This is a genomic window from Butyrivibrio hungatei (assembly GCF_900101605.1).
GTDB lineage: Bacteria > Bacillota > Clostridia > Lachnospirales > Lachnospiraceae > Butyrivibrio > Butyrivibrio hungatei_B.
The window spans coordinates 23,464-49,572 of record NZ_FMUR01000013.1; the positions used below are offsets into that span (position 1 = coordinate 23,464).

The following is a 26,109-nucleotide window of genomic DNA, read 5'->3' on the forward strand; positions in this document are numbered from 1 at the left end:
AGGAGGAATTTTATTGGACACCCACTTAGTCAGAATAATTACCCTGGTAATATTGGTTCTGTTGTCTGCGTTTTTTTCATCGGCCGAGACGGCATACATGACGATTAACAGAGTCAGGATCAAGGCTCTTGCAGATGATGGGAATAAAAAAGCGGGGAGGATCCTTACAATATATGACGATCCGCAGAAGATGCTTTCGGCGATACTTATCGGCAATAACATCGTAAATCTGAGTGCTTCGGCGCTTATGACTGTGTTTGTCACGGATATGTGGGGGAATCTTTATATCGGACTCGGAACCGGCGCGCTTACTTTGGTGGTGCTGATATTTGGTGAGATCATACCGAAAACAATAGCCAAGGCATATGCGGAGAGCATGGCGCTTTTTTATGAGCCTTGCATAGAACTTGTAATGATTCTTATGGTCCCGTTTAGTTTTATTATAAACGGCATAGCGACCGCACTGCTTAAGATATTCAGGATAGATACCAACAAACAGCAGAAGGTGACCGAAAATGAGCTCAAGACATATGTGGATGTAAGTCATGAAGACGGCGTTATCGAAAGCGATGAGAAGAAGATGATATTTAATCTTTTTGATTTCAGCGATGCGCTTGCAAAAGATATCATGATTCCAAGGATAGATATGAGCTGCGTAAGTTCAGACGCCGATTACAACGAAGTGATGCGCGTATTCAAAGAGGATATGTATACCAGAATTCCCGTGTATGACGGGAACGATCAGGATAATATCATAGGTCTTATAAATGTGAAGGATCTCATTCTCATCAAAGATAAAGAGAATTTCAAGGCGAAAGACCATATAAGAAAAGCGTATTACACTTATGAATACAAGAAAACGTCGGACCTTCTTGTTGAAATGAGGGAAAAGACAAGGAGCGTAGCCTTTGTTCTTTCCGAATACGGTTCAACGGTGGGAATGATAACGCTTGAGGATCTTCTTGAGGAGATAGTCGGTGAGATAAGAGACGAGTATGATCTTGATGAAGCGGAACTTATCAAGAATGTGGGCGGAAGAAAGTATCTCGTTGAAGGAAACATGAAGCTTGCAGATATAAATGATGCTCTCGGTACCGATTTTTCATCGGAAGATTACGATTCTATCGGCGGTCTTATGATAGAGAATCTGGACAGACTTCCGAGCTACGGTGAGACGGTTACTCTCGAGAACGGAATTACGCTGACGGCAAGAGGAATCAAGAGAAACAGAATCACAAAAGTTCTCATGACAGTCAACTGTGAACTATCGAAGGAACAAAAAGAAACACTTTAATATTTCAGAAATATATGGTATACTGAGTCGATGTATAAGGCTCAGAAACTATAAGTATTTTGAGGCAAACAGTAGGAGGAAAATCGATGAAGCACGTTAAGTCTTTGATTACAAGAAATCTTAAAGAATCAATGAAGAAGGGCGGATGCGGTGAGTGCCAGACATCATGCCAGTCAGCATGCAAGACATCATGCACAGTTGGAAATCAGAGCTGTGAGCAGCTTAGCAAATAATAAGGTTTAATTAATGTAAAAATTAGGCGGGCAGCGGCCATGGTCGCTGCCCGCCGTATGTAGGTTACGGGAGATATTATGATTCACGCATATAAGAACAATGGGTATAATATTGTTCTGGATGTTAATAGCGGATCGGTACATGTTGTTGACGATGTGGTTTTTGACCTTGTCACAATTATTGAGGAGAAGCTTAAGAGAACATACGGCACTGCAGCGGCACCGGAAGGTCAGACTACAGTTATTACGGGCGAACTTGACAGGTTGTATAAAGGTGTCTTGGCAAAGACAGATCTGGCATCTAAATATTCAACCGAGGATATAAAAGAGGGAATCGAAGAGATTCTTGAACTCAGAGCATCGCAGGTTCTTTTCACAGACGATGTTTATGAGGGATATGTGGATGATTTTCAGAACAGAGAAACCGTTGTTAAGGCACTTTGCCTGAATGTGGCTCACGACTGCAATTTGAGATGTAAGTATTGCTTTGCCGATGAAGGTGAGTATCACGGCAGAAGAGCACTTATGAGCGAAGAAGTCGGAAAGGCTGCGCTTGATTTCCTTGTAAAGAATTCAGGCGGAAGAAAGAACCTTGAAGTCGATTTCTTTGGCGGCGAGCCCCTTATGAACTGGGAAGTTGTCAAGAAGCTCGTTGAGTACGGTCGCTCAATTGAAAAAGAATATGACAAGAATTTCCGTTTCACTATCACAACAAACGGAACTCTTTTAAATGATGAGATACTTAAGTTTGTTAATAAGGAGATGGGCAATATTGTCCTTTCGATTGACGGACGAAAGGAAGTAAATGATGCAATGCGTCCGAGAGCGGGCGGACAGGGATGTTATGATGATATTGTTCCTAAGTATCAGAAGGTAGCGGAGAGCCGTCACCAGTTAAGATACTTCGTTCGCGGAACGTTTACTCATGCAAACCTTGATTTTTCTGAGGATGTAAAGCATCTTGCAGAGCTTGGATTTAAGCAGATATCCGTAGAGCCTGTAGTTGCTTCGCCTGAAGACTGGTATGCATTTAAGGATGAGGATATTCCGATCATCTGTGAAGAGTACGACAAACTTGCAAAGTATTATATTGAGAAACACAAGGAAGGAAAAGGATTTAATTTCTTCCACTTTAACATAGATCTTGAGGGTGGCCCCTGTGTTGCCAAGAGATTGTCAGGTTGCGGTTCGGGATGCGAGTACCTCGGTGTAACACCTTGGGGAGATCTGTATCCCTGCCATCAGTTTGTTGGAAATGAAGACTTTATCATGGGTAATGTCTTCGATGGAATAACCAGACCGGACATAAGAGATAAATTCAAGAAGAGCAATGTATATTCAAGACCTGAGTGTCAGAAATGTTTTGCAAGGTATTATTGCAGCGGTGGTTGTGCTGCTAACGCATACAATTTCAACGGAGATATCAATGCAACTTACAAGCATGGTTGTGAGCTTCAGAGAAAACGTATAGAGTGTGCGATTATGATTAAAGCGGCGTTGGCCGAATAAGAAAAATTCATGGGAGGAACTGTATAATGAAAAAGTTAAAGTGGATTCCTGCTTTGATCCTTATGCTTGCTCTTTTGGTTGGAATTGGTTACTCAGCAGCATACGGATTGGGTGCAGACAAATCCGGATCATTGTCAAGTATTGACCTTGGACTTGACCTTGCAGGTGGTGTCAGCATCACTTACGAAGTTGTTGGTGATGAGAATCCCAGCAAGGAAGATATGAGCGATACAATCTTCAAGCTTCAGCAGCGTGTCGATCAGTATAGCACAGAGGCACAGGTTTATCAGGAGGGTAGCAACAGAATCAACATCGAGATTCCCGGAGCTTCCGATGCAAACAAGATTCTTTCGGAACTTGGTCAGCCCGGTAATCTTTACTTCATCAGCCATCTTGATAAGGACGGAAATGAGAATTACACATATCACAGTGGTTTTACTACCGATGAAAACGGTAATATGAAACTTGAAGAAGGTGTTACGCCCGGATATCAGCTCAATAAGTCAATAGATGAGCTTCTTGCGGACGGATCGATCGTTCTTTCGGGTGATCAGGTTGCATCTTCTCAGGTAGTCGGACAGAATGATGAGTATGGTAAGCAGGAGCCTGTAGTATCGCTTGAGTTTACTAAAGAGGGCGGAGAAGCTTTCGCAGAAGCAACCAAAAAAGCATTTAACAACAATCAGGATACTATTGCAATCTACTATGACGGAAGATTCATAAGCGTTCCTTCTGTTAAGGCTGAAATCCTTGACGGAAAGAGTGTTATCAGCGGTGGATTTACATTTGAAGAGGCTGATAGGGTTGCAACAAATATCAGAGTCGGATCGCTTAAGCTTCAGCTTCAGGAACTTCGTTCAAACGTTGTCGGAGCACAGCTTGGTTCAAATGCTATCAGAACAAGTTTGATCGCAGCAGCTGTCGGATTCGCACTTATTGCGGTATTTATGATCGTATTCTTCAGAATACTCGGTCTTTCAGCTACACTTGCTCTCGGATTCTACTGCGGACTTATCGTATTCCTGCTTTCAGCATTCGAGATGACACTTACACTTCCCGGAATTGCAGGTATCATTCTTTCAATCGGTATGGCGGTTGACGCAAACGTTCTTGTATTTGCGAGAATAAGAGAAGAGATTGCAGTCGGAAAAGCTGTTGATGATGCGAGAAAGAACGGTTATAACAAAGCTCTTTCATCAATCCTCGACGGTAATATCACAACACTTATTATCGCCATAGTTCTTAGAGTCGGAGGAACAGGATCGATCAAGGGATTTGCCGAGACACTTATTCTTGGTATCATCCTTTCAATGTTCACGGCACTTGTTGTTACAAGAGCAATTACTTCAATCTTCTTCGGACTTGGTATTCAGAATCCTGTATTCTACGGCAAGGCTAAGGAAGTTTCAACAAAGCCTTTCGTACAGAAGAGAAAGATATTCTATGCTATTTCATGCGCTGTTGTTGCAGTCGGAGTAGTATTTATGATAGTTAATGCTTCACAGGGAAAGGGAGCATTCAATTACAGCCTTGACTTTGTAGGTGGTACATCTACAACCGTTACATTTGATAAGGCATATGATTTTGCTACAGTAGAGTCTGATATTGTTCCTAATATCAAAGAAGCTACAGGTGCCAAGGAAGTACTTCCTCAGGCTGTAGAGGGAACAAATCAGATTGTATTCAAGACAGGAACACTTACTGTAGATCAGAGAGAAGCATTTGATAAGATGATGGAAGAGAAGTATGGCGTAAGCAATGACAACATTGCTGCCGAGACAATCAGCTCAACCATCAGCGGTGAGATGAGAGTAGATGCGGTTAAGTCACTTGTTATTGCTCTTATACTTATGCTTATCTACATCTGGATCAGATTTAAGGATATTAAATTTGGTGCGGCTGCTATCATCGCACTTGCACACGATGCGCTTATCGTTGTAGTTGCTTATGCGATTTCAAGATATGCCGTAGGAACAACATTTATTGCTGTAGTTCTTACCATTATCGGTTATTCAATCAACGATACGATCGTTACATTTGACCGTATCCGTGAGAACCAGCATAATGCCACAAATAAGAAGGAGCTTGGCGAACTTGTTAATAAGAGTGTTTCTCAGACAATAACTCGAAGCTTGTTTACATCTTTGACAACATTCTTCACAGTGCTTGCTCTTTATATCTTTGGTGTAGCCGATATTAAGGCATTTGCACTTCCTCTTATGGTTGGTGTGATCTGCGGTACATATTCTTCAATCTGCATCGCATCACCTGTATGGTATGATCTTAAGACAAAGGTCAAAAAGGCAGCTAAAAAGTAATTGCTGATGTATAATAAATAAGGGCGCCGTCTTTGGTGTAGTTTTACACCCAAGACGGCGTTTTTAAGTTCACCGGGCTTAGGGGGTAGTATTACCTTTTTTCACAGCATTTATTACCAACTCATAAGCCTTTTTTAATATATATATACGGAGTTTGATATGGCAAAATGGATGATAGCAAATAAGAAGGCGGATTTTGACGGGCTGGCCCGCGAATTCTCCATAAAAAACATAACTGCGAGACTGATAGCCAACAGGCTTATCACAGACAGGACAAAAGAGAATATTCAGTGTAACGAGGAAGCGGTTAAGACCTATATAAACGGAGATATCTCTTTTCTCCACGATCCTTTTTTGATGAAGGACATGGAGCAGGGTGCAAGGATTATCCTCAATAAGATACGCGATAATAAGAGCATAAGAGTTATCGGAGACTATGATGTGGACGGAATCTGTTCCTCATACATTCTGGTATCCGGATTAAAGCTCTTTGGCGCTGAGGTTGACTGTGTTCTTCCCGACAGGATTAAAGACGGTTACGGGCTTAGTATTAAGCTTGTCGATGAGGCTTATGAAGCCGGAATTGATACCATAATTACCTGTGACAACGGAATTGCGGCAGCTGAACAGATAGCACATGCAAAGGAAAAGGGGATGACGGTTGTTGTTACCGATCATCACGAAGTTCCGTTTGAGCTTGGAGAGGATGAATCAAAAAAAGAGATACTTCCTCATGCGGATGCCGTGATAGATCCGAAGAGATCGGAGGGCGATTATCCTTTCAAGGAAATCTGCGGAGCGGTTGTTGCATATAAGTTCCTTGAAGCTATGTCGGAGCTTGAAAAAGGTGAAGGACCTTCTGAGGAAGAAAGAGAACAGTTCTTTTACCAGAAGCTTATCTTTGCAGGAATAGCCACTGTATGCGACGTAATGGAGCTCAAGGACGAAAACAGGGTTATAGTCAGAGAATCTCTTAAGCGTATCCCTATGACCGACAATAAGGGCTTAAAAGCTCTTATAGACGTTAACGGGCTGGATGCATATAACATGACCGGATATCACTACGGATTTGTTATAGGACCTTGTCTTAACGCGACGGGAAGACTTGATCTTGCAACAAGGGCGCTGTCTCTTTTTCTTGAGGAAGATGCTGCGGAGGCGGCTATTATCGCAGGAGATTTAAAGAGTCTTAACGACAGCAGAAAAGATATGACCAAGAGCGGAACTGCGGAAGCCACTTCATTCGTTGAGAAGGAAATTGAGAAAAACGGTATGCCTAAGGTGATCGTTTTGTATCTTCCCGAAGTTCACGAGTCTATCGCGGGAATTATTGCAGGTAAGATCAAAGAGAAGTATTACAGACCCACAATAGTCCTTACAAAGGCGGCAGATGGCGGTGCAAAAGGTTCGGGACGTTCTATCGAAAGCTATGATATGTACGAGGAATTATCCCGCTGCAAGGAGCTTTTTACCAAGTTTGGGGGTCATAAGATGGCGGCAGGTCTTTCTCTTCCTGAGGAGAATATAGAGATCCTCAGAACGAAGCTGAATGAGAACTGTGATCTTAGTGAAGAGGATTTTGTTCCCGTACTTCACCTTGATATGGTAATGCCGCTTAAATATATAGATATGGATCTTGTAAAAGAGTTTTCTATATTGGAGCCTTTTGGAACCGGCAATTCAAAGCCTTTATTTGCACAAAGAGACGTATCTCTTTTATCGGGACGTATAATGGGCAAGAATAAAAATTGCGGCAAATACAGAGTCACCGATGAAGGCGGTAAGTTATATGACATGTTGTTTTTTGGTGATATGGAAAGATGGCATGATTTCCTCAAAGATAAATATGGTGAAAGTAATGTGGAAAATCTGTACAGCGGTACAACAGACGGAACAATGAAAGTCAGTATCGCGTATCAGCCTGATATAAATACTTATCAGGGACGGGAAAGTATTCAGATAATTATGAATGACTTTACATGAAGTGTTCTGCATAAACCACAAAAACACACGCGAAGCGTGTGTTTGCGGTTTCTTATGAGGGGGAGATAGCGAGTTGAATTAACAACTCACTTCTATGTTATTAATCATATACTAAAATTATGAACAAATTGTGTCGAAAATATAAAAAATTAGAATTAATCTTTTTAAGCTAAAAACGATAATTAAACTTTCTTATTTTAGAGATAATTTTAGTAAAGCAAATGGAGGGTTGAATATGCTTTTAAGTGAATTATTAGAGGGACTTACATTTAACGTAACTGCCGGAAACTCAGGAAATACCGTTAATCCGGCGGATGTAGAGATCAAAGATGTTGTAAATGACAACAGAAAGATTACGGAAGGATCTTTATTCCTGTGTATCCAGGGAGCAAATTTTGACGGACATTCATGTGCCGCAGAAGCTGCTGAAAAGAAAGCAGGCGCCATAGTTGTCTGCCATGATGTTGAACTTCCCGAGGGCTGTGAGATGCCTGTAGTTCGTGTGGAAGATACAAGATATGCGATGGCATTTATTTCAGCGGCATACTTCGGACATCCCGCAAAGAAACTTAAGACCATTGGAATAACAGGAACAAAAGGAAAGACAACAACAACATATCTTATAAGAGATATGCTTCAGAATGCGGGCCATAAAGTAGGTCTTATCGGAACAATCGAAGTCATAATTGGTGACGAGCATATCCATGCCGAGAATACAACACCTGAGTCATATATGCTTCAGTATTATATGTCCAAGATGGTTGAAGCAGGATGCGACAGCGTTGTTATGGAAGTTTCATCACAGGGACTTATGCTTCACAGAAGCCAGGGATTTGTCTTTGATATGGGTATTTTTACAAATATAGAACCCGATCATATCGGACCTAACGAGCACAAGGATTTCGAAGATTATATGCATTGCAAAGGTCTTTTGTTCAAGCAGTGTAAAGTAGGTATATGTAACGCCGACGATCCCCATACAGAGGATATACTTGAAGGTCATACCTGCGAAGTTGAGAAATACGGCTTTTCAGAGGGTGCAGATATTAGAGCGATAAATCTGGCATATATACATAAGCCCGGACAGCTTGGTGTGTTCTTTGATACCGACGGTCTTATAAACATGCATGCCGAGATCAGAACTCCCGGTAAGTTCAGTGTTTATAACGCACTTTGTGCGATAGCTGTGGCAAGGCACTTTGGCTGCACTCCTGAGGAGATCGCGCCTGCTCTTAAAGAAGCTAAGGTAAAGGGCAGAATTGAAATGGTAAAGGTTTCCGATGACTTTACACTCATGATCGACTATGCTCACAACGCAATGGCGCTCAAGAGCCTTTTGACAACACTTAAGGACTATCATCCAAACAGACTTATATGCCTCTTTGGATGCGGTGGAAACAGAAGCAGATACAGACGTTTTGAGATGGGCGAAGTTAGTGGAAAATATGCTGACTTTACGGTTATTACATCGGATAATCCGAGATTCGAAGAGCCTGAAGCAATCATCGATGATATCGAGACAGGTATGAAGAAGACTGACGGAAAATATATCAAGATAACCGACAGAAAAGAGGCAATCCGCTATGTGATCGAGAATGGCGAAAAGGGAGACATTATTGTTCTTGCCGGAAAAGGCCATGAAGATTATCAGGAAATCAAAGGCGTAAAATATCATATGGATGAAAGAGAATTAATTCAGGAGATATTGGACGAGCAATAAAATTAGTTTAGTTCACTAAACTAATTTAATGGATGCGACCGATGCGTGCAAGCAGAAGCCTGCACGCATCGGCGCACAGCAAGTTACTATTAAACAAATTGTGAAGAAGGAGGGGCTGTGGCCGATTATATATACGCTAATGTAATAGTAGACATATCGCATGAGAAGGTTGACAGACCCTTTCAATATCGCATTCCCGACAGGCTGATGGGCAGAGTGGATGTCGGAAGTCCCGTGAATATTCCTTTCGGGCGAGGTAACAATGTAAGAAAAGGTTACGTCATTGAACTTACCGACGAGCCGCAGTGGGAAGTCGACAAGATAAAAGAAATCCTTGATGTGGCCGAAGACACGGTCTCGGCTGAAGATCTTTCAATGAAGCTTGCGGCCTGGATGAAGAGACATTACGGATCGACCATGAATGCAGCCCTTCGCACAGTCATTCCTTCGGGAAAGAAGCAGAACAGGCAGGTTCATAAGTATGTTTCGCTCAGATTACCCGAGAGGGAAGCAACGGAGTATTACTATGAGTGCGCTAGAAAGAAGCAGACTGCAAGGGAGAGAATATTAAAAGAACTTCTCGATAATCCCGGTGACAGGATTCCGTATGAACTTATCACAAGTAAGTTAAACGTCACTTCGGCAACACTTAAGAGTCTTTCTGATAAAGGAATCATCAGGATTGACAGCGAAGAATATTTCAGAAATCCTGTCGCTGCAGAAACTACGCGCTACGGGCAGAAGGTTCTAAGTGACGAGCAGCAGAACATTGTAGACAGCGTGGTACGTGATTATGACGAGGGCAAAAGAGAAACTTACCTGATCCACGGGATAACAGGAAGCGGTAAGACGGAAGTTTACATAGCACTTATAGATGCCATAGTAAAAAAAGGCAGACAGGCGATAGTTCTTATCCCTGAGATCGCGCTTACGTACCAGACGCTTATGCGCTTTTACAGGCACTTTGGAGACAGGGTATCCGTAGTCAATTCCTCTATGTCTCCGGGCGAGAAATTTGATCAGATGGAGAGAGCAAGGACAGGTGATATTGATATAATCATCGGTCCAAGATCGGCTCTTTTTACACCATTTCCCAATACGGGAATAATCATAATTGACGAAGAGCATGAGACTACTTATAAGAGTGAGACGATGCCTAAGTATCATGCAAGGGAGACTGCGATTGAGCTTGCAAAGCTTGTTCCGGGTGGTGCGTGTGTGGTACTCGGAAGCGCGACGCCTTCTCTTGAAGCATATTACAAGGCAAGAAGCGGAGAATACAAGCTTTTTGAACTTACGAAGAGACTTACGGGAGGAACGCTTCCTACCGTTGAGATAGCAGATTTAAGAGAAGAACTGAGAAAAGGAAACAGATCTATTTTTTCCTTAAGATTACAGGAACTTCTTGATGACAGGATAAAAAAGGGAGAGCAGGCGATGCTCTTTATTAACAGGCGAGGGCTTGCGGGATTTGTTTCCTGCAGGTCTTGTGGTCATGTGTTTAAATGCCCTCACTGCGATGTTTCTTTGTCAGAGCACAGGGGCGGAAGGCTTGTCTGCCACTACTGCGGCTATGAAGAGCCTGTTAAGAAGATATGTCCCAAGTGTGGTTCCAAGTTTGTGTCATCGTTTAGGGCAGGAACACAGCAGATTGAAGATGAAGTGAAAAAATTCTGGCCGAATGCGCGTGTTCTTAGAATGGACGCTGATACTACAAGGACAAAGGGAAGTTATGAGAAGATTTTGTCTGCTTTTGCAAACAAAGAAGCGGATGTACTTGTCGGAACGCAGATGATCGTAAAGGGACATGATTTTCCGAATGTAACGCTTGTCGGCGTTCTTGCCGCAGATATGTCACTTTATGCTTCGGACTACAGGGCGAGCGAGAGGACTTTCCAGCTTCTTACGCAGGCCGCGGGTAGAGCCGGACGTGGAGAGAGAGCGGGAAATGTAGTGATACAGAGTTATCAGCCCGACCATTACAGTATCCTTACTGCCGCAAAGCAGGATTATGAGGCTTTCTATACGGAAGAGATCGCATATAGGGACATTCTGAGATATCCGCCTATCTCTCATATGATGTCGGTTCAGATCCAGAGCAGGGATGAAGAAGAGGGAATGGCATTTTCAAACAGGCTGCGTGCCCTGATGGAACAGCAGCAGATTCAAAATGCAGTATTTATCGGACCTGCACTTGCCACAATCGGCAAGATAAATGATATATACAGATTCGCAGTCTATGTTAAACTTGATGACTACGACGGACTGGTATTTCTTAAGGATGCCCTTGAGAAGTACATCAAAGATCTTCAGGACGCCGGCAAGCTTAAGACTGTTTCCGTGCAGTTTGACTTTGATCCGGTTAATGGGTATTGAGGCTTGCGCGCATCTGCGCGCAAAGCGCTTCAAGAGTAGTAAAGAGTTTCAGGCGCTTCAAGAGTGGTAAAGATTAGCGGAGATATGCGAAACAACTCTTTTTCTTGCAATTATTTTGGTGATGGATTAAAATGCACTTTGCATGATGTTCTTGATTGTGTCATGAGATTTATCGTTGACCGAAATATAGTATTATCTTGCTATTTATTCAGAAAAATGTCTGATAATGTGAATCATCATTTCAAGTGATGATTTTCAGAGAAATTCTAATAGCGTAGGTCTTTTATTGGAAGAGGCTAAAAGCGTAATGACTAAGGTATATTGACGCTCTGCATGCAGGGGGGCGGCTATATGGGCTTGGTATCGGTAGTATGAGTGCATGAATAGTGCTCATCAGTCTTAGTAGTAATTTCACTTTATGTTATTGATTTGGATCAAGCGGGGAGGAAATCCTTCTTTGTGGAAGAACTGAATTGAGTTAAAACGGCGGTTTTCAGGGAAGATTGACTAAGAGGGAGAAAAAGAGCGGATTTAGTCAACGCAGCGAGGAAAAACGTTATCAAAGAAGAGGTGAAATCAGCTAGAGATTGACTAAGAGCAAGGAAAAGAGCGGATTTAGTCAACGCAGCGAGGGGATTCGCTTTCAAAGAAGCTGAGAAATCAGCTAGAGATTGACTAAGAGGGAGGAAAAGAGCAGATTTAGTCAATGCCGCGAGGAAATTCTCTTTCAAAGAAGTGACGAAATCAGCTAGAGATTGACTAAGAGCAAGGAAAAATGCAGATTTAGTCAACACCGCGAGGAAATTCGCATTTAAAGAAGCTGAGGAATCAGTTAGAGATTGACTAAGAGCAAGAAAAATCGCAGATTTAGTCAATTATGACGGAATAATCGATTACATGAGCAAATAAAAAAGAAAGACGAGGAAAAACAAATTGTATAATGTAGCAGAGGTTTTGAATGCACGTATTGAGTGTATAAAGCGGGCAATAAAACTTGCAGAGAAAGAGGAAGGACGTTTCCCTGAGGGAAGACTACGAACAAGTAAGAGCAGCGGAAGAGTTCGATATTATGAAGTTCAAGAAAAGAATGATACAAACGGTGAGTATCTTCATAAAACGAAACAACTTCATCTTATCAAGAGCCTTGCGCAGAAGGACTACAATGAGAAATTTCTGATAAAAGCAAGGGAAGAACAAAAACTACTGGAAAAATTACTATTAAAATACAGAAAATCATATTGTGAATCTGTGTATGAAAACTTGTCAGAAGGTAGACAGAATCTAATAAGACCATACATTTTATCTGATGATCAATTTGCCCATGAATGGCAGTCTAGAACATTCAAAACAAATCCATATCGAATAGAAAACAAAATATATGACACAAGAAAAGGTGAAAAAGTACGATCTAAATCCGAAGCGATTATTGCAGATATGCTTTTTGAGATGGGAATTCCGTATCACTATGAATATCCCTTGAGATTAAAAGATGGAAATGTGAGATTTCCTGATTTTACAATATTAAAAGTGAGTACGAGAGAAGAGATATATCTTGAGCATTTTGGTCTGTTAGATGATGAGGAGTATAGAAAAGAAAACATGTATAAGCTTGATATTTACAGAGCTAATGGGATATATATCGGAAAAAATCTGTTGTTTACTTATGAAACTGTCGATACTCCGCTTGATATAAATGGAATAAGACAAATGTTAAAAAATCTATTTTTATAGCGCCCTTGTAGCGTGAATTTTAAAAGTGAGTTTCCAAAATAGTTTTGACAAGTTATTTCGGAAACGTCATAGCAGCAGTACTATTTAAAATAATTTGATAATAGTGTGGTAGCGTTTTATAATAAGCAAGAATGCAGTAACGTTTGATATTCTGAAAAAAGATGAATTAAAGGAGACCGGAATGGCACTTAGAACTATAAGAGAATACGGCGACAATGTACTTGCGAGCCGTTGCAAAGAAGTAAAAGAAATCACACCCAGGATAAAAGAACTTGTACAGGATATGATCGATACAATGTATGAGGCAAACGGTGTGGGACTTGCTGCTCCGCAGGTTGGGATACTCAAAAGAGTATTTGTTATAGATGTTTCACCGGAGGGCGATTCACCGATAGTATTTATCAATCCCGAGATACTTGAGACAAGCGGAGAGCAGACGGGATATGAGGGATGCCTTTCACTTCCCGGAAAATCAGGAATTGTCACAAGACCTAATTATGTAAAGGCTAAGGCAATCAATCTTGAAGGCGAAGAGTTTATTATAGAAGGTGAGGAGCTTCTTGCCAGAGCGATTCTTCACGAGAACGATCACCTTGACGGACATATGTATGTTGAAAAAGTTGAGGGTGAGCTTGTAAATAACGAAGATCTCGCAGCTGAAAATGAGGACGCGTAATTATGAAAATAATTTTTATGGGCACGCCCGATTTTGCGGCGAGTGCTTTGGAAAAAATTGTTGAAGCGGGGCATGAAATCACCTTGGTGGTTACGCAGCCCGATAAGCCGAAGGGCAGAAGCGGAGAACTTCAGGTTTCTGATGTTAAGGCATGCGCTTTAAAGCATGGTTTTCCTGTGTTTCAGCCTGAAAGGATAAAGCTTCCCGAAAATGTCGCCTATTTAAAAAACTATGAGGCTGATATATACGTTGTTGCAGCTTTTGGACAGATTCTTTCACAGGAAATACTTGATATTCCAAAGTTTGGATGCGTCAATATTCATGCATCGCTTCTTCCCAAGTACAGGGGAGCTGCGCCTATCCAGCAGGCGATTATTGACGGCGAGAAAACAACCGGCGTCACGATCATGCAGATGGCAGCAGGCATGGACACAGGCGATATTCTCCTTCAGAGAGAAATACCTATAGATGACAATGAGACAGGTGGCGGCCTGTTCGATAAGTTGTCGGAACTTGGCGCCGAGCTTATTGCAGAGGCACTTCCAAAGATAGAGCGTGGCGAGCTTACTCCTGTTCCTCAGGATGAAAAACTTGCGACGAAGTGCGGTAAGCTTTCCAAGAACATGGGAAAAATAGATTTTAATAAGAGCGCAGTTACAATAAGGAACCTCGTAAGAGGTCTTAATCCTTGGCCCAGCGCTTATACCCGTCTTGATGGCAAGATGCTCAAGATCTGGTCCGCTGACGCTATTGATGATAAGAATGTAAAAGAAATTGCGGGAAACGTCGAAGTTCTGAAGAATGCTGCGCCAGGTACAGTTTCTTTTGTCACAAAAGATGCTGTCGGAGTAGCGACCGGAAAAGGAACTTTGGTTTTAAAAGAAGTTCAGCTTGAAGGCAAAAAGAGAATGCTTGTGAAAGATTTTTTGCTTGGAAACAAAGTAGAGATCGGGACAAGTTTCCAGATGCGTTGATAATATGATTTAATAAGAATTAGTCTATATGATCTTAGCAGAGCATTTATGATAGACGGCAGATTTTTACTGTAGTAGATGCAATGCATAGTGATTGGATGACAGTATACCGGAATCGGAGGTGAGTTATATGGGTTACGGTTATGGAAGAATGATGTATGGATATGGATTTGATCCTATGTATTTTCTTGTGATAATAATGGGCATATTGTGTCTTATCGCAAGCCACAGGGTTTCATCCGTATACAAGAAATATGAGAGAATCCGCAGTATGAGTGGTATGACAGGTGCTCAGGTTGCGGCTGAGATTCTTAGAAGAAACGGAATTACCGATGTTATGATACAGCATGTCAGCGGCAATCTGACAGATCACTATGATCCGAAGGCAAAAGTTATTCGCCTTTCCGATGCGACATACAATTCGCCGAGTGTTGCGGCGATAGGCGTTGCGGCGCATGAGTGCGGACACGTCTGCCAGCATTACTACGGATATGTTCCGCTTAAGATAAGAACAGCGATAGTTCCTGCCGCAAATATCGGTTCGAAAGCAGGAATTCCGCTTATCTTCCTTGGAATGCTTGTGAGTTTACCGCCTCTTATAACATTGGGTATCTGGGTATTTTCACTTGCTGTTTTATTCCAGCTTGTGACACTTCCCGTAGAATTTGATGCTTCTCACAGAGCACTTGTAATGCTTGAAGAGTACGGAATTCTCGGATACGAGGAAGTTAAGGACTCAAGAAAAGTCCTTTCCGCGGCTGCAATGACATATGTTGCAAGCGCAGCGGCAGCAGTAGTACAGCTCCTCAGACTTGTTCTCTTGAACGGCAGAAGGAGAGACTGATATTGTATGCGCAGCTTGCGGAATGGTATATAATTGCGTCGCATTACCGCTCGCGCGCTAGCATTTCGCGAGCGAAATTCTTTTTATTAGTACCATGGCAGATCGGTATAAAGCAGATTTGCCATGGTGATTTTTTACATATTATCTAAAAATTAACCGGGAGGAACAGACATGAATTATACAGATAATAAAGTAAAAGTTACCGTGATCGAGAGCCATTGCCCAAAGTATAAAGTTGGGGACGTGATTTGTTTCGAGGGAAGTCTGCTTGATAAAGAGAAAAGCGACAATGTTTGCATGGTTGCGATGAATGCAATTTATCCCTTTGTCTATGCGTTTAGAAGAGGCGGAAATTTAAGACCCGGACCGTACCAGTGCACAGACTGCGGTGAGACGGTCAAATTTATGATAGAGAGTATTGAGTAAAATATATAGTGCCGTCGGCTGCAAATAAGAGGTGTTTGATGCCGCCGGCATTAAAGAGTTGCAATTCACTACGTTACCCTGCTAAAATATATTTTGTGTTGTTTAACAGGGAGGTAGGGGGAAATGATCGGTATTTATCTAAGCGGAACAGGCAATTCTAAGCACTGTGTGGAAAAGTTTGTGCAGTTACTTGATGAAAACGGCAGGACTTTTCCGATTGAAAATCCACAAGTTATTGAAGAAATAAAGAAAGAGACGGATATTGTTGTAGGTTATCCTACGCAGTTTTCAAATGCACCTTTAATGGTGCGCGATTTTATCAGGAATAACGAAGCTTTATGGAGGGGCAAAAGAATCTTTTGCATAAATACCATGGGAGCTTTCAGCGGTGACGGAACAGGCTGTACCGCAAGACTTTTTAAGAAGTACGGCGCAGCGGTGACAGGCGGACTGCAGATCAAGATGCCTGATTCAGTATGTGACAGTAAGCTTCTTAAAAAGACGCAAGAAGCAAATAAGCAGATAGTAAGACAAGCTGATGAAAAGATCAAATTATGGGCAAATAATGTCAAAAGCGGTAAGTATCCCAAGGAGGGGCTTCATTTCTACGATCATATCGCCGGACTTTTCGGCCAGCGATTGTGGTTTTACAAAGAAACTTTAAAATACTCAAATAAATTAAATATCAGTGATGCGTGCGTCGGATGCGGACTTTGCGTCAATGAATGTCCAATGGACAATCTTGTGCAGCAATCAGGCGGTAAACCGGTGCCGCAGGGCAAGTGCACCATGTGCTACAGATGTATCAGTCATTGCCCTGCGCAGGCAATTACACTTCTGGGAAACAGGGTTGTTGAGCAGACAGCGTATGAGAAGTTTTGTAACTGAATTATAAGGCAGCAGTAAGAAAAGAGGAGACAGTCATGGGAAATATAATTCTTGAAGCAAAATCAATAAGCAAGAAGTTCGATGAAAGAAATGTACTTAATGAGGTGAGCCTTTCAATCGAAAAAGGTCATTTTATCGCAATCTTGGGACACAGCGGATCGGGAAAGTCGACGCTTCTTAATGTCCTTTCAACAATACTTACACCTACAAATGGAGAAGTTCTTTACAACGGCAAAAGTATTACGCGTTACTCAAAGAGAGAAATCGCTAACCTCCGAAGAGACAAGATAGGCTTTGTTTTCCAGCACTATATGCTTCTTCCGAATCTCACTGTCAGGGAGAATATTTTCCTTGGAGCGGAGAAAAGAGATGTTTATGAACATGATAAAACTGATATGAGTGAAATTGAGAAACTAAGCGCACTTCTTGGAATAGATAAGTATCTTGACGAGTACCCGTATAAGCTTTCGGGAGGCGAACAACAGAGAGTCTGCATTGCAAGAGCTGTTGCAAAAAATCCTGAGATCTTGTTCTGCGATGAAGCAACGGGAGCGCTTGATAAGGATAACAGCATCAATATCGTTAAGCTCCTTCATGAGATAAAAAAGAAATTCGGAACCACGATCTTTTTTACCACACATAACAGAGAAATAGCAAAGACAGCCGACAGGGTGCTGGTGCTCGAAGACGGAAATATCATAAACGATTACATGAACGATGAGATCATTGAGCCTGACGCAATGGCATGGGGGATTTGAGCACAATGAAATTATTATATAAGCATATTAAAAAAGATTTTTTGGCAAAAAAAACAATGATGGCGATTTTGTCGTTGTTTTTGATCGGTACATCCTTTCTACATTACTTTGTTCACTTTTCTGTTGATAAAAACTTAAAGATATACAGAAACCTTGATCAATCGGCTCTTGCCGAGAACGAGCTCAAGTTTATTAACGCGCTTGAGATCAATAAAGTTCTGATTCGAAATATGTCATCTGCGATGATCGTTGTATTTCTTTTGATACTATTTCTTTTTTTGACAAATACCATAAAGAAGAATCAGGCAAAGGTGGGACTCTTGCAGTCGCTTGGATTTACAACCTGGGATATAGCAAGACATACTTTCACTTTATTGAGTGTAGTGTCTTGGATTACTGCTCTGATAGGAGCTTTTACCGGATTTTTCGGCTCAAGCATACTTATTTCCGCATATAAGAAGACCTACATGGTGGAGTCTCTTTCAAAGGGTATAAGCTTTGCGGCTTTCATTTATCCATTTGCATGGGCGTCGCTTATAGATATCGTGACTCTTATTGCATATGCATTATCCGCTAATAAGGAAGCCGCACTCCTTATGAAAAAAGCTGACAGCTCAGCGGGTAAACCCGGATTTGTTGAGAAGTTCATCGGATTCTTCAAGATGAAAGGCGGATATAAGTACAAGCTTACTTTGAAGAATATAAGTGAGTTGTTTCTTCTTGTCACAGCGATTGTTACGTTTGGAATCATGTTTGTTCTTAGCGTATCACTTCTTCTAAGTAGCAGAGAGATTATGGGATCGCAGCGCGAAGGAAGAGAATACAGCTATGTGACTGAGTATGATGAGGTAAGAAATGCCGAGGAAAGTACTGCAGATGAAGGAAACACAGATATAGTACCACCTGACAGCGCCGGTGATATTTCGTATTATCTCAGATATAATGCAGCAATCGATCATGACGGCGAAAAGATATCCTACAACATCATAGGCACCGACAGCAATAATGAGCTCTTTTCCCTATATGATAAAAAGCACAATAAAATCGACCTTTCAAACGAACCGGGCGTTGTTCTTAATCCTGAACTTGCCGAGAACTATGGCATTAAAGTCGGAGACAAATTAAGTATCGAGGTTAATGGAAGAGCAGTTGAAATCGAAGCGACGAATCTCGCAAGAAATGCCGGCATAAAGAGCATGTACATTTCAAAAGAAAAACTTGCCGCGTTAATGGATGTTGATAATGCAGCATACAACGGTGTTTGGTCAAATGCTTCATTGGATGAGAGCGCAAGCACTCTCTATGAAGATAAGATGGAGGCGCTTTCAAGAGATCAGACTTCCAACAAAGCGAGCGCGATAATAAACCAGAGCATCGGCGTTGCAACAGGGTGCCTGCTTATCTTCCTTGCGATATTTATAGGACTGTCCGGAAACACGGAGAGCATCCTGATTTTTGACCTGCTTGGATATGACAATAAGAAGATAAACAGTATACTTCTTGATCCGTACCTGATCGTATCGAATATAATCTTTTTCCTATCGATTCCGATTTGCATATATGCGGCGAGAAAAATACAGATAAATACGTCATTTGCAACAGGCGATTACATGCCGTTTCAGGTTTCAGGTTTTACGATTGTCTATATGTTTGTTATATTAAACTTGATCTGTTTCCTTGTAAGAGCAGTCTTTACAAGAAAGATCAAAAAGATAATCGAGGGAGAAAAGCAAGCGGAGTACTTGTCTGAATGGTGATCGCATATGCAGGTATATGTTATAAATGCGCTAAATGAATTAAGTGATGCTGAATTTGAATGCGCTTTGTCCAAGATAGATCCTGAGCAGAAAGACAGGATAATGAGATTTCATTTCATTGAGGATAAAAAAAGAGCTCTCGCAGGAATTCTTTTATCCAAATATGCGATAGCTAAGGTGTTTGAAATTTCTTCAGATGAGATAAGAGTGGAAAAAAATAAGTACGGAAAGCCTCATGTAGTCGGAAAAAGAGGTGTTCATTTCAATATCTCACATTCGGGAGACTATGTGGTATGCGCGGTCGCCGGTAGTCCTGTCGGAATCGATGTGCAGGAGATAAAAGGCGGAAGTCTGGATATTGCCGACAGATTTTTTTCACAGGAAGAAAGAGACGCACTTGCCATGTGTGAAGGCGATGCAAAGAGGAAGCTTTTTTATGAGATATGGAGTCTCAAAGAGGCGTACATTAAGTGCATTGGAATGGGACTTTCTAAGCCGCTTGATGAATTTGGCGTTGTCAAAGAATCCGGTAAGTACAGGCTCATCGATAAGGGAGAGTGGATCGATGAGTATCATTTTTGCAAGTATGATATAGATGAGCGGTATAGCCTTTGTGTCTGCTCGCAGGATGCGAGTATTCCAACTGAAAGTGAATATGTGAAGTTTAAAGACCTCTGTCTCATATGATGGGATAGAGGCTCTTTTTATGTGCGCCGCTAGGCGCACCTACAGAAAGGCGGACACGTGAGTGCCCGCCTTTATAAATGGCTTTAAAATGTTACTTTTGACATTTTCATCATTTACATAGATATTTCTGCGCAATATGATACGAAAAATTGAATCTTCTAAGTCCCGTATATTTTTTTTCATCATCAAATTTGTAATCTTTGCGGCCGTCCTTGTAGTCATATATTAAAACTTCATTTCCTTTAAGCGCCGGAACCGCATCGTAAGAAAGAAACCACTTTATATATGAGGCGTCGGGAGACTGCACGTTTATCGACGGGCCTGTCGCTTCGATGTCGTATTTGGCAATCCTGTATTCCGGATTACTGTAGATAAATATCAGAAACGCAATTGTTATCGTCACCATTCCGGCTCTGAAGACCGGGAATTTTTTGATGTACATGCTCGCAATAAGAAATGCAAGCCAGAAACAAAGTACCGCAAGGAACCAGAGTACAAACAGTCTGAGGAATGTCAGGTGATAAACATCTATGTAGAGTATCATTCTCATTGCTGAAGATGCAATCATTATGTATGTGCATCCGGCTATGGCTGTCAGCAGGGCTTTAAGCACCTTTGATTCTTTGAAAAAAGACCGGCAAACCGAAACCATAACGATGTTAATGATACAAACGGTCAAAAGCTGGTAGAATCCTTCGTGTGCATATTCTGCATAAGTATATCCCTTTGGAAGAGCAACGCTTCCGCTGAAAAGATAAAGAAGCTGGATAATACAGAACAGAATATAAACAGCGCCGATGATGCCTGTGAATGTAATGGCAATTACAGGATTCTTTGTACCAAGGCCATTGACTTTAATCTTCAGCTCTTTTGCAATCATCGAAGTAATTATGGCATACGCACTCAAGAAGACAAATACTGCGGTTAAGACCATCATTACGGTATGATAGAGTTCTTCTGTAAGACTGAAATCGATATTTATGGTTGTCAGTATGTTTTTAAAGACCATATCTGCAGAGCAGAGTAGTGGTACGATCACAAGAAGCAGGGGCACTGCGATTGCCAATCCTATGAGTACCGCACAGACGGTTTTCTTTTTCTCACTTGTATCAACATCTTTGTTTTTAAGCTTAATATGTGCGACAAAGTCTGAGAACGGGCGGGAAAAATGCTCAAAGGGCATTATAACGGTTAAAAAAAGACTGAGGAACCATTCGCCGATACTGAATCCCGTTGTGTCCATATAAAGGTATATTACGTAACTGAAGAACAGCATGAATATAGCGGTTCTTTCCCAAAAAGCCAAGGCGAAACTGGTCGTAAGGCACCTGTGCACGGAAAGAAGCATCAGGGAAACAACATAAAAGATTCCGAGACCTCTTTTGCCGTTACAGTCGGCTGTCAGTGAGAGGCCGTCTTTTTTTCTTACAAGTTTAAGTATTATCAGGGCGCAAAGCATAAATATCGGGTATGTTATGCTTGAGTGGTTATTATACAGACAGATGCTGTATATTATGCCAAACATGGCGGATAAAATTCCGTATTTTTTGAAATGTTCCGCACCTTCTTTCTGAGCAGCTGCGGCCTTAAGCGCAAACTGATTGATGGGGTGCTGCATGGCTCCGACAGGGGTGTACGTGCCTGTCTGCCCGTTATATCCATATCCGTTATTGCTATATTGCGGCATCTGATTATTCTGTGTTTCCATACTTTTATTCCTCCTGAGAGTCAACGTATTCAAGGATATCTCCCGGTTGACAATCCAAAGCTTTACAAATTGCATCAAGGGTTTCGAGCCTTACGGCTTTTGCCTTATTATTTTTTAGGATAGAAAGATTAGCCAGGGTGATACCGACTTTGCCGGCTAGTTCGGTCAGTCCCATTTTTCTCTTTGCCATCATTACATCTAAGTTAATTACGATCATAATCTCACCTGCTCCGTTAAATGGTTAAATCGTTTTCCTGCTTGTATCTCACGGCTTTGTCAAAGACTCTTGCCAAGACTTTACTGAACAGCCCGGCAAAAAGAAATACTCCTGCGATAACTACGGCTGCCGGTGTGAAATACACGAAGCATCTAAGAAGTTTGATCGCGGTTATGATAAAAGCATAAGTTCCCATGCGGTACAGGCTTTTCACATTTGCATCAACAAAACAGTCGTCGTCTGTTACTGTTTTCATCATCTTTCGAAGTTCATACAAAATGAGAAGAGCGGCAATACCCGCGATCATGATAGAAACCAGAGCGTATGCGTAATGGTCGTTGATCGCGCTGTATTCCGTGCTTTCACCCAAAGCGTATACTGCAAGGTTGACTGCCTGCTTCAGGAAAAAAGGGATTGTGACAATTACCACCAATCCGAAATAGAAGCAAAGATCCAAGATGGCTTTAACGAAATTATTTAATCTGCTATCCATGTTATCCTCCAAAATGTGTTACCAAGTACTTGTATATTTTTTTATAACACGTTCCTTTTTGATTTGCAATATTTTTTTATTGAGAAACGATAAAAGTTTTTTGAGACTCGAGAAAAAGGTGAATAAATACCCGTGTGGCGTGTGCTTAATGGCAAGGCGTTAGCTGCAATATTTGTTATATAATGAAATAGATGATAAAAGAAATTTACGAAGGAAAGAGTTGATTTTATGAAGCTGATATTTATAAGGCACGGTGATCCGAACTACGAAATAGACGGACTTACCGAAAAGGGGCAAAGAGAGGCGCAGCTCCTTGCCGATTACATAAAGAATTACAACATCGATGAGATCTACATGTCGCCTCTTGGAAGGGCACAGCAAACTGCGGAGTATTCGCTTAAGGCACTCGGAAAAGAAGCGGTCACTTATGACTGGTTAAAAGAATTTCCGGCTCAGTTTGATCCTAATCTTTCGGAGAGTGCAAGGCAGGCTTATAAAACCGAGCTTAAGACAGATCCTAAGACCGGAAGGTATGAGACGAGAATAGTGTGGGATATGCTTCCTTCGTACTATGGCAGGCATCCTGAGCTTTTTGACAAAAATGCATGGAGAAATGCCGAACCTGTTATATACAGCGACATGTGTAAGGTGTATGATTATGTGGTTTCGTCTTTTGATGATTTTTTGCGTGAGCAGGGTTATGAGAAAGACGGACTGATATTTAAGGTAAATAAGAGTAATGACAAAGTTATAGCTTTTTTCTGCCATTATGGCATTACGTCTGTTCTTCTGTCATATCTATGGAATGTCTCACCTTTTGTTCTGTTTCAGTTCATTGCACTTGCGCCGACTTCGGTTACGATCGTAGCTTCCGAAGAGCGTGAGAAGGGGATAGGAACGTTCAGAACAATAGGAATGGGAGACATTACTCATCTTAATATCGCGGGGGAAGAACCTTCTTTTTCTGCAAGGTTCTGCGAAAGATACGAAAATAAAAATGAGAGGCACTGATCTATGGTGAATATTAGGGAGATAGTACTTAACATCCTGATGGAGTACGACAAGGATGGCGGCAGGAAAACTACGCTTTTAAAGGATGCACTTGAAAAATACGATTATCTTGAAACAAGAGACAAAGCGTTTATCAAAAGAGTGGTTGAGGGCTGCCTTGAGAGAAATATACAGATAGACTACGTTATAGATTCTTTTTCCAAGACAGAGGTAAAAAAGATGCAGCCTCTGATAAGAAGTCTGATAAGAATGGGAACGTACCAGATAATGTTCATGGATAACATTCCCGACAGCGCTGCTTGCAACGAGGCGGTAAAACTTGCGCAAAAGCATAAGTTCGCGGGACTGAAAGGCTTTGTCAACGGCGTTCTTAGGAACATTTCAAGGAATAAAGAAAATATTTCATATCCGGACAAAAATGAGAACGGGGGAGTTGATTATCTGTCCGTAGTTTATTCGCAGCCTTCATGGTTGTGCAAGATGTGGCTTACGGAGTACGGCTTTGAGAGGACGGAAGGAATGCTTAAGTTCTTCCTTGAGCCGCGCCCGACGGTTATCAGATGTACAGCGGGCAAAGCTGACACGGATAACGGCTTATCGGATACGGAAGCTGCGAAAGCTGCTGCGCTCAAGCTGAAAAAAGAACTCGAAGAATCGGGAGTTGTTGTAAAAGAAAATCCGATCCTGCCATATGCGCTTGAACTTGAAAAGACCGACAATATCAGATATCTTCCGGGATATGCGGAAGGAAAATTTGCGGTTCAGGATGTGAGTTCCATGCTTCTTACAGAAATCGCGGATCCCTTAAAAGGACACACGGTTATTGATGTTTGTGCCGCTCCCGGTGGAAAAAGTATGCACGCGGCGCAGAAAGTCGGCGCAGACGGAAAAGTTTTTTCACGAGACGTTTCTACTGCAAAAAAGGAGCTTATTGCTGAGAATGCTGCAAGACTTGGGCTTGATAATATCACAATAGAGGTTGTCGATGCCAAGATCCATGATGACAATATGAAGAGAAACGCCGATTACCTCTATCTCGACGTTCCGTGCTCGGGACTTGGAATCATAGGAAGAAAGAGCGATATCAAGCAAAATATCAAAAAAGCTAAACTTGATGAACTGACAAAACTTCAGTGGGACATAGTTAAGGCTTGCTGGGATTATGTCAAAGTCGGCGGAACGCTTATGTATTCCACATGTACGGTGAACAAGGCCGAGAATGAGCAGATGGTAAAAAGAATCTGCGCCGAGCTTCCGTTTGAACCCGTGGATATCACAGATGTGCTTCCAAAGTACATTGTTGAAAATGATAAATATAACATAAAAGATACCGCAAAGAAGGGCTACATACAGCTCCTTCCCGGAGAATTCGGAACAGACGGGTTCTTTATTGCAAAGCTTAAAAGAGTAGTGAAATAAATATATGATAATTATGAGTGAATATATTTTAGGAAAAGAAAACAAAATAGACATAAAATCCCTAAACTTCGATGAACTTACGGCTTTCATCAAGGAAATCGGTGAGCCTGCATTCAGGGCAAAACAGCTCTATGACTGGATGCATGTAAAGAGAGCAAGAAACTACGACGAGATGAAGAACATCCCAAAGTCGCTCAAAGAAAAGCTCGAGCAGAAGTGCAGTTATACATGCCTTGAGGTTGTGCAGGTGCAGGAGTCGCAGATTGACGGAACCAAGAAGTTCCTCTTCGGACTCTACGACGGCAATGTTATCGAGAGCGTTTTCATGAAATACAAATTCGGTAACAGTGTCTGCGTATCTTCGCAGGTTGGATGCAGGATGGGATGCTGGTTCTGCGCGTCGACAATTGACGGCGTTGTGAGGAATCTTTTGCCATCGGAGATACTTGATCAGATATATGCTATAGCATGCTACACAGGGGAAAAGATATCCAGAGTCGTTGTCATGGGTAGCGGAGAGCCGCTTGATAACTATGATAATCTTCTTAAGTTCATCGAGCTTCTTTCCGATGAGCACGGAATGAACCTCGGACAGCGCAATCTTACGGTATCCACATGCGGTATCGTGCCTAAGATCTTAGAACTTGCGGAAAAGAAATTGTCTATAAATCTGGCGCTTTCTCTTCACGCATCAAATAATGACAAGCGAAAAGAGCTCATGCCTATCGCAAATAAGTATGAGATTCATGAAGTGCTGAATGCTTGCAAGACCTATTTTGACAAGACCGGAAGACAGCTTACTTTTGAGTACTCGCTTGTTGCGGGAGTTAACGATTCTGATGAAGATGCAGCCGAATTGTCAAAGCTTTTGTCCGGACTTAACTGTGTTGTAAACTTGATTCCCGTGAATCCGATAAAAGAAAGAGATTTCAAACCTACCGATCGTTCTCATGCGGTTAAGTTCAAGGATAAGCTTGAAAAGAACAGAATAAATGCGACGATTCGTAGAGAGATGGGCAGGGACATAGACGGAGCCTGCGGCCAGCTCAGAAGAAGATATGTCGGTGAAAAAAAATAAGTGTCTGAG

At 41.8% G+C, this 26,109-nt stretch carries 22 protein-coding genes; 19 read left to right on the forward strand and 3 right to left on the reverse strand.

Going from position 1 to position 26,109, the window contains the following annotated elements:
* Positions 1-13: 13 nt before the first annotated feature.
* The 16 genes from BLP87_RS10945 to BLP87_RS11020 all read left to right on the forward strand — a co-directional run bounded on the left by BLP87_RS10945 (position 14) and on the right by BLP87_RS11020 (position 20,174).
* Positions 14-1,294, forward strand: a complete 1,281-nt coding sequence (locus BLP87_RS10945; protein ID WP_074462721.1) for an HlyC/CorC family transporter — start codon at positions 14-16, stop codon at positions 1,292-1,294.
* A gap of 86 nt (positions 1,295-1,380) precedes the next feature.
* On the forward strand, positions 1,381-1,527 hold the full coding sequence (gene scfA / locus BLP87_RS10950; protein WP_034462031.1) for a six-cysteine ranthipeptide SCIFF: 147 nt from the start codon (positions 1,381-1,383) through the stop codon (positions 1,525-1,527).
* A gap of 78 nt (positions 1,528-1,605) precedes the next feature.
* Positions 1,606-3,036 (forward strand): thioether cross-link-forming SCIFF peptide maturase, encoded by a 1,431-nt coding sequence (scfB, locus tag BLP87_RS10955; RefSeq protein WP_074462722.1) that lies wholly within the window; start codon positions 1,606-1,608, stop codon positions 3,034-3,036.
* A gap of 26 nt (positions 3,037-3,062) precedes the next feature.
* Positions 3,063-5,354, forward strand: a complete 2,292-nt coding sequence (locus tag BLP87_RS10960) for a protein translocase subunit SecDF (protein ID WP_074462723.1) — start codon at positions 3,063-3,065, stop codon at positions 5,352-5,354.
* Between the two features lie 159 nt (positions 5,355-5,513).
* Positions 5,514-7,337 carry a single-stranded-DNA-specific exonuclease RecJ gene (gene recJ / locus BLP87_RS10965; RefSeq protein WP_074462724.1) on the forward strand — a complete coding sequence of 608 codons (1,824 nt, stop codon included), beginning with the start codon at positions 5,514-5,516 and terminating at the stop codon, positions 7,335-7,337.
* Positions 7,338-7,572: 235 nt separating this feature from the next.
* Positions 7,573-9,057, forward strand: a complete 1,485-nt coding sequence (locus tag BLP87_RS10970; RefSeq protein ID WP_074462725.1) for a UDP-N-acetylmuramoyl-L-alanyl-D-glutamate--2,6-diaminopimelate ligase — start codon at positions 7,573-7,575, stop codon at positions 9,055-9,057.
* A 117-nt stretch (positions 9,058-9,174) separates the two neighbouring features.
* The gene (priA, locus tag BLP87_RS10975; protein WP_242871856.1) at positions 9,175-11,433 is read left to right on the forward strand and encodes a replication restart helicase PriA; all 2,259 of its coding nucleotides are present in this window, start codon (positions 9,175-9,177) and stop codon (positions 11,431-11,433) included.
* 933 nt (positions 11,434-12,366) lie between these two features.
* Positions 12,367-13,164: a PDDEXK family nuclease gene (locus tag BLP87_RS10980; protein ID WP_074462726.1), complete on the forward strand. Its 798-nt coding sequence runs from the start codon at positions 12,367-12,369 to the stop codon at positions 13,162-13,164.
* Between the two features lie 181 nt (positions 13,165-13,345).
* Positions 13,346-13,840 (forward strand): peptide deformylase, encoded by a 495-nt coding sequence (def, locus tag BLP87_RS10985; RefSeq protein ID WP_074462727.1) that lies wholly within the window; start codon positions 13,346-13,348, stop codon positions 13,838-13,840.
* A 2-nt stretch (positions 13,841-13,842) separates the two neighbouring features.
* The gene (gene fmt / locus BLP87_RS10990; RefSeq protein WP_074462728.1) at positions 13,843-14,814 is read left to right on the forward strand and encodes a methionyl-tRNA formyltransferase; all 972 of its coding nucleotides are present in this window, start codon (positions 13,843-13,845) and stop codon (positions 14,812-14,814) included.
* Between the two features lie 130 nt (positions 14,815-14,944).
* Positions 14,945-15,658 carry a zinc metallopeptidase gene (locus BLP87_RS10995; protein ID WP_083334581.1) on the forward strand — a complete coding sequence of 238 codons (714 nt, stop codon included), beginning with the start codon at positions 14,945-14,947 and terminating at the stop codon, positions 15,656-15,658.
* 171 nt (positions 15,659-15,829) lie between these two features.
* The gene (locus BLP87_RS11000; protein WP_074462729.1) at positions 15,830-16,084 is read left to right on the forward strand and encodes a TIGR04076 family protein; all 255 of its coding nucleotides are present in this window, start codon (positions 15,830-15,832) and stop codon (positions 16,082-16,084) included.
* A 123-nt stretch (positions 16,085-16,207) separates the two neighbouring features.
* Positions 16,208-16,972 carry an EFR1 family ferrodoxin gene (locus tag BLP87_RS11005; RefSeq protein WP_074462730.1) on the forward strand — a complete coding sequence of 255 codons (765 nt, stop codon included), beginning with the start codon at positions 16,208-16,210 and terminating at the stop codon, positions 16,970-16,972.
* A gap of 35 nt (positions 16,973-17,007) precedes the next feature.
* Positions 17,008-17,730 carry an ABC transporter ATP-binding protein gene (locus BLP87_RS11010; protein ID WP_074462731.1) on the forward strand — a complete coding sequence of 241 codons (723 nt, stop codon included), beginning with the start codon at positions 17,008-17,010 and terminating at the stop codon, positions 17,728-17,730.
* Positions 17,731-17,735: 5 nt separating this feature from the next.
* The gene (locus tag BLP87_RS11015; protein WP_074462732.1) at positions 17,736-19,487 is read left to right on the forward strand and encodes an FtsX-like permease family protein; all 1,752 of its coding nucleotides are present in this window, start codon (positions 17,736-17,738) and stop codon (positions 19,485-19,487) included.
* A 6-nt stretch (positions 19,488-19,493) separates the two neighbouring features.
* Positions 19,494-20,174 (forward strand): 4'-phosphopantetheinyl transferase family protein, encoded by a 681-nt coding sequence (locus tag BLP87_RS11020; protein ID WP_074462733.1) that lies wholly within the window; start codon positions 19,494-19,496, stop codon positions 20,172-20,174.
* 109 nt (positions 20,175-20,283) lie between these two features.
* Here the strand turns inward: BLP87_RS11020 and BLP87_RS11025 are convergent, their stop codons facing one another.
* From BLP87_RS11025 to BLP87_RS11035, 3 genes are read right to left on the reverse strand one after another with little or no spacing between them, the layout of a single operon-like run.
* Positions 20,284-21,882 (reverse strand): DUF4153 domain-containing protein, encoded by a 1,599-nt coding sequence (locus BLP87_RS11025; RefSeq protein WP_074462734.1) that lies wholly within the window; start codon positions 21,880-21,882, stop codon positions 20,284-20,286.
* A 4-nt stretch (positions 21,883-21,886) separates the two neighbouring features.
* Positions 21,887-22,102 carry a helix-turn-helix domain-containing protein gene (locus BLP87_RS11030; RefSeq protein WP_074462735.1) on the reverse strand — a complete coding sequence of 72 codons (216 nt, stop codon included), beginning with the start codon at positions 22,100-22,102 and terminating at the stop codon, positions 21,887-21,889.
* Positions 22,103-22,115: 13 nt separating this feature from the next.
* Positions 22,116-22,592 (reverse strand): DUF2975 domain-containing protein, encoded by a 477-nt coding sequence (locus BLP87_RS11035; RefSeq protein ID WP_074462736.1) that lies wholly within the window; start codon positions 22,590-22,592, stop codon positions 22,116-22,118.
* Positions 22,593-22,820: 228 nt separating this feature from the next.
* Here BLP87_RS11035 and BLP87_RS11040 point away from each other — a divergent pair, with 228 nt between their 5' ends.
* Genes BLP87_RS11040 through rlmN form a run of 3 tightly spaced genes read left to right on the forward strand, consistent with a single transcriptional unit; the run spans position 22,821 to position 26,100 of the window.
* Positions 22,821-23,603, forward strand: a complete 783-nt coding sequence (locus BLP87_RS11040) for a histidine phosphatase family protein (RefSeq protein ID WP_074462737.1) — start codon at positions 22,821-22,823, stop codon at positions 23,601-23,603.
* Positions 23,604-23,606: 3 nt separating this feature from the next.
* Complete coding sequence (gene rsmB, locus BLP87_RS11045) at positions 23,607-25,022, forward strand: 16S rRNA (cytosine(967)-C(5))-methyltransferase RsmB (RefSeq protein ID WP_074462738.1); 1,416 nt, start codon at positions 23,607-23,609, stop codon at positions 25,020-25,022.
* A gap of 4 nt (positions 25,023-25,026) precedes the next feature.
* The gene (gene rlmN, locus BLP87_RS11050; protein ID WP_242871857.1) at positions 25,027-26,100 is read left to right on the forward strand and encodes a dual-specificity RNA methyltransferase RlmN; all 1,074 of its coding nucleotides are present in this window, start codon (positions 25,027-25,029) and stop codon (positions 26,098-26,100) included.
* Positions 26,101-26,109 lie beyond the last annotated feature (9 nt).

What these genes read in the sequence shown, in the direction of transcription:
- scfA (WP_034462031.1), top strand. Translation starts at nt 1,381, where the DNA reads ATGAAGCACGTTAAGTCTTTGATTACAAGAAATCTTAAAGAATCAATG.
- scfB (WP_074462722.1), top strand. Translation starts at nt 1,606, where the DNA reads ATGATTCACGCATATAAGAACAATGGGTATAATATTGTTCTGGATGTT.
- BLP87_RS10960 (WP_074462723.1), top strand. Translation starts at nt 3,063, where the DNA reads ATGAAAAAGTTAAAGTGGATTCCTGCTTTGATCCTTATGCTTGCTCTT.
- recJ (WP_074462724.1), top strand. Translation starts at nt 5,514, where the DNA reads ATGGCAAAATGGATGATAGCAAATAAGAAGGCGGATTTTGACGGGCTG.
- BLP87_RS10970 (WP_074462725.1), top strand. Translation starts at nt 7,573, where the DNA reads ATGCTTTTAAGTGAATTATTAGAGGGACTTACATTTAACGTAACTGCC.
- def (WP_074462727.1), top strand. Translation starts at nt 13,346, where the DNA reads ATGGCACTTAGAACTATAAGAGAATACGGCGACAATGTACTTGCGAGC.
- fmt (WP_074462728.1), top strand. Translation starts at nt 13,843, where the DNA reads ATGAAAATAATTTTTATGGGCACGCCCGATTTTGCGGCGAGTGCTTTG.
- BLP87_RS10995 (WP_083334581.1), top strand. Translation starts at nt 14,945, where the DNA reads ATGGGTTACGGTTATGGAAGAATGATGTATGGATATGGATTTGATCCT.
- BLP87_RS11000 (WP_074462729.1), top strand. Translation starts at nt 15,830, where the DNA reads ATGAATTATACAGATAATAAAGTAAAAGTTACCGTGATCGAGAGCCAT.
- BLP87_RS11005 (WP_074462730.1), top strand. Translation starts at nt 16,208, where the DNA reads ATGATCGGTATTTATCTAAGCGGAACAGGCAATTCTAAGCACTGTGTG.
- BLP87_RS11010 (WP_074462731.1), top strand. Translation starts at nt 17,008, where the DNA reads ATGGGAAATATAATTCTTGAAGCAAAATCAATAAGCAAGAAGTTCGAT.
- BLP87_RS11015 (WP_074462732.1), top strand. Translation starts at nt 17,736, where the DNA reads ATGAAATTATTATATAAGCATATTAAAAAAGATTTTTTGGCAAAAAAA.
- BLP87_RS11020 (WP_074462733.1), top strand. Translation starts at nt 19,494, where the DNA reads ATGCAGGTATATGTTATAAATGCGCTAAATGAATTAAGTGATGCTGAA.
- BLP87_RS11025 (WP_074462734.1), bottom strand. Translation starts at nt 21,882, where the DNA reads ATGGAAACACAGAATAATCAGATGCCGCAATATAGCAATAACGGATAT.
- BLP87_RS11035 (WP_074462736.1), bottom strand. Translation starts at nt 22,592, where the DNA reads ATGGATAGCAGATTAAATAATTTCGTTAAAGCCATCTTGGATCTTTGC.
- BLP87_RS11040 (WP_074462737.1), top strand. Translation starts at nt 22,821, where the DNA reads ATGAAGCTGATATTTATAAGGCACGGTGATCCGAACTACGAAATAGAC.
- rsmB (WP_074462738.1), top strand. Translation starts at nt 23,607, where the DNA reads ATGGTGAATATTAGGGAGATAGTACTTAACATCCTGATGGAGTACGAC.
- rlmN (WP_242871857.1), top strand. Translation starts at nt 25,027, where the DNA reads ATGATAATTATGAGTGAATATATTTTAGGAAAAGAAAACAAAATAGAC.